The sequence below is a fragment of the Archangium sp. genome, assembly GCF_036388035.1.
In the GTDB taxonomy this organism is placed as follows: Bacteria; Myxococcota; Myxococcia; order Myxococcales; family Myxococcaceae; genus Archangium.
Genome location: NZ_DASVSO010000969.1, coordinates 1 through 3,235, shown reverse-complemented (window position 1 = coordinate 3,235; position 3,235 = coordinate 1). Strand labels below are relative to the sequence as shown.

5 protein-coding genes are annotated in these 3,235 nt (G+C 69.4%); 1 reads left to right on the top strand and 4 read right to left on the bottom strand.

Features of this window, described 5'->3' with window-relative positions:
- The 4 genes from VF697_RS40060 to VF697_RS40045 form a co-directional block, all read right to left on the bottom strand.
- On the bottom strand, positions 1 to 302 hold a 302-nt coding region (locus tag VF697_RS40060), incomplete at its 3' end, for an Hpt domain-containing protein (RefSeq protein WP_331103550.1).
- Positions 303 to 356: 54 nt separating this feature from the next.
- Positions 357 to 1,547: a methyl-accepting chemotaxis protein gene (locus tag VF697_RS40055; protein ID WP_331103549.1), complete on the bottom strand. Its 1,191-nt coding sequence runs from the start codon at positions 1,545 to 1,547 to the stop codon at positions 357 to 359.
- 41 nt (positions 1,548 to 1,588) lie between these two features.
- Positions 1,589 to 1,972, bottom strand: coding sequence for a Frizzy aggregation protein FrzB (locus tag VF697_RS40050; RefSeq protein ID WP_331103547.1), 384 nt, complete (start codon positions 1,970 to 1,972; stop codon positions 1,589 to 1,591).
- On the bottom strand, positions 1,969 to 2,484 hold the full coding sequence (locus VF697_RS40045) for a chemotaxis protein CheW (RefSeq protein WP_331103545.1): 516 nt from the start codon (positions 2,482 to 2,484) through the stop codon (positions 1,969 to 1,971). The genes VF697_RS40050 and VF697_RS40045 overlap by 4 nt, the downstream gene beginning before the upstream one ends.
- A 108-nt stretch (positions 2,485 to 2,592) precedes the next feature.
- Between VF697_RS40045 and VF697_RS40040 the strand changes: the two genes are divergently transcribed.
- Positions 2,593 to 3,235, top strand: a 643-nt coding sequence (locus tag VF697_RS40040; protein WP_331103543.1) for a response regulator, incomplete at its 3' end; no start/stop codon positions are given.

Below are 3,235 nucleotides of genomic sequence, written 5' to 3'. Positions count from 1 at the left end.
AGGTCGGAGATGATGTCGCACGCGCGCAACAGGAGGTCCGTGGCCACCTCGGTGGCGGCCTTCCCGTCGCGCTCGGCGCGCAGCACGTCCTCGGCCGCGTGCGCGACCTGACCGATAGCGGCCAGGCCCAGCATGCGGGCCTCGCCCTTCATCGTGTGCAGCTCGCGCGCGACCTCGTCCGCCGCCTGATCCGCGGTGGGCTTCTCCAAATCGAGAACGCCCAGCTGGATCTTCTGGAGACGGTCGGCGCTGACCTCCTGGAACTTCTGCAGGAGGGATCTCTTGAGGGACTCGGTGTCCATGGACGGAGGGCTTCAGAACGGAGGACCGCCCCGCCTTGCCCCTCCTCCTCCTCGTTAGTCGGCCTTGAAGCGCTTGATGAGCTCCGCCAGACGACCCGCGAGCTGCGTGAGCTCGGCGGCCGCACCCGTGGCCTGCTTGGAGGCCTGGGTGGTCTGACGCGTGACGTCCTCGATCTCCGCCATGGAGGCCACCACCTGCTCGGTGGCCGTGCGCTGCTGCTGCGTGGCGAGGTTGATGACGCGAGCCGCGTCACTCGTCTCCTGCACGCCGGCGAGGATGCCCTCGACCGCCTGCGCCGCCACCGCGCCCAGCTTCTCGCCGGACTCCGTGGCCTCCTTGGAGGCGTCCGCCGCCGAGCCCGCCGCGGCCGTGGCCTCGCGGATCTCGGTGATCAGGTTCTTGATCTCCTTGGTGGACTCCATGACGTTCTCCGCCAGGCGGCGCATCTCGGCCGCGACGATGGAGAAGCCCTTGCCGGCCTCACCGGCGCGGCTGCCCTCGAGGGCGGCGTTGAGCGCGAGCAGGTCCGAGCGGTCGGCGATCTCGTCGATCACCTCGACCACCGTGCCGATGCGCTCCACGCGCTTGGACAGCTTGGTGATGGAGTCCGCCACGGCGACGCCGTCGCTGCGGATCTGCTGCATGGCCTGGATGAACTCGCCGATGGCGCCCCGGCCCGCGCGAGCGGCACCCAGGGTCTCCTCGGCCACGCGCGCCACGCTGCCGGCGTTCTCGGCGATCTGCGCCGAGGCGTGCTTGAGCTCTTCCATCGTGGCCGTGGTCTCGTGGATGGCCGCGGCCTGCTCGGTGGAGCTCGTCTCGTGCTGCGTGGAGGCGGCGAGCACCTGGTTGGCGGACGAGGACAGGCGCAGGGCCGCCTCGTTGATCTCCCGCACGAAGGTGCGCAGCGTCTCGATCACCTTGCCGAAGCCCTCGAGGAGGGGCCCAAGCTGGGGGTCCTCGGTGGAGGTGTTCCACTGGGCCAGGTCGCCCTCGCGCACCAGGGTGATCAGCGCGTCGATGGCCTGATCAATCTCCTGCGCGGCCACCTGCTTGCGGCGCTCGGCGGCGGCGTGACGGTCCAGGAGCTGGTTGAAGAGGTTGGCCAGATCCGCGGCATCGTCCTCTACGGCGTTCTTCGGAACGCGCGCCTCGAGGTTGCCCGCCAGCACCGCGATGACGGTGTCGGTGATGGGCTTGAGCGGGGCGGCCTTCTTCGAACGAGGGGCGGCGACGCCCTCCATCCCGACAACTTCGTTCTTCGGATCAACAGGGGACATTGCCTTCAGTGCCTTCCTTGAGAATTCAAGGTTTCAACAAGATCGATCAGCATCACGGGGCGCTCCTCATCGAGGAACACTCCGACCGCGTACGACGCCGCGGAGACCGCTGGGGGCAGCCTCCGCAAGTCCATGATGGGGACGGGGCGAACACCCCGGATGGCATCCACCTTGAGGTGGCCCTCCCCTTCGGGGGTCTCGAAGACGAGCGCGCGGTTGCCGCGCTTGAGCCCGCCGAGCTCCGCCACCGCCAGATCCTCGGGGTGGGAGCGGTCGATGCGCAGCACCACCGAGGCGTCGGTGCCGTAGACGATGTCGCCGACCTCGAAGAAGAGGACGTCGACCTCGTTGGCCTCGGCCTCGACCACCGGATCGTCGTAGCCGATCATCGCACCACCGCCCGCTGCCGCGCGTTCTGCAGCAGCTTGGTGAAGTTGAGGAAGGCCACCGCCTCCCCGAGCGTACCGCCCTCGGCGACACCGAGCAGGTGCTCGGCCGCTGAGTCCCCGCCCAGGGGAGGAGGAAGGATGTCGGCCACGAGCACCCGGCGCAGGCCGAGCACCGAGTCCGCCACCACACCGACGCGGTAGTTGCCGCTGGTGCCGATGAAGAGTCGGGTCCTCGGCCCTACGCGGGCCTCCCCCTTGCCAAGGAAGCGCAGGAGATCCACCACGGGGAGTACCTCACCGCGATGGCCGGTAACACCGAGGAGGAAGGACGGGGTCCGAGGCAGGGGCGTGAGGAGCCCGGTACGGATGACCTCGAGGACGTTCTCACTGGGAACGCCCATGCGAAGGTCGCCCACGCGGAAGCAGAAGAATTCCTGCTCCGGCCGGGCCTGGCCTGCGATGGCACGGTCGGGCGCCTTCCGGAGCGCACGCTGAAGGGGAGTGGTGTTCAAGGCGCCAAAGTATCCGGAGGCTAGCGAAGAGGGTCAAGGGTGGACCGAATCACATGGTCCGGGCCGTCTCAACGGTGTAGGGTTGCAGCCGTATTCCTGAGGAGGCAGATGTCTCGCGTACTGGTCATCGATGATAGCCCAATGCTGGTGGAGCTCACGGTCCGGGCTTTGGGCTCGGTTGGCTACCAAGCCACCGGAGCCACCGACCTGGCGAGCCTCGACCAGAAGCTCACCGAGGGACCGTTCGCGCTCATCCTCATGGACGTGAACATGCCGGAGATGTTCGGCGATGACGTCGTCGAGTACCTCCGCACGCAGAAGAAGGTCACCTCCAAGCTGGTACTCTACTCGGATATCTCCGAGGAGGAACTGGCGGCCAAGACCCGGAACTCGGGCGCGGATGCCTACATCCTCAAGGGCGGGGGCATCGAGGCGGTGCTCTCCGGCATCATGCGCATCCTGGGCGCCCCCACCGCCAGTGGGAGCGCACCCGCACGCCCTGTCGCGGCTCCCGCCTCCCCGGCCGCTCGCGCGCCCACCACCTCCGCGGCCCCCCGCCCGCCCGCCGTGGCTCCGGCGACCCGGACTCCGGGCCCCGTGGCCGCTCCTCGGCCTGTCGCTCCTGGCACCGCGCCCCAGGCGAACGTCGCCCCTCCGCCTCGCGTCGCCCCCGCCACCCAGGCGCAGGCGCTCCCCGGCCCTCGCGCGCCCGTGGCGGCTCCGCCCGCGCAGCCTCGTCCCGTAGCGCAGG

Bases quoted from the DNA above. Each gene is read 5' to 3' on its own strand.
- VF697_RS40055 (WP_331103549.1), bottom strand. From the start codon at position 1,547: ATGGAGGGCGTCGCCGCCCCTCGTTCGAAGAAGGCCGCCCCGCTCAAG.
- VF697_RS40050 (WP_331103547.1), bottom strand. From the start codon at position 1,972: ATGATCGGCTACGACGATCCGGTGGTCGAGGCCGAGGCCAACGAGGTC.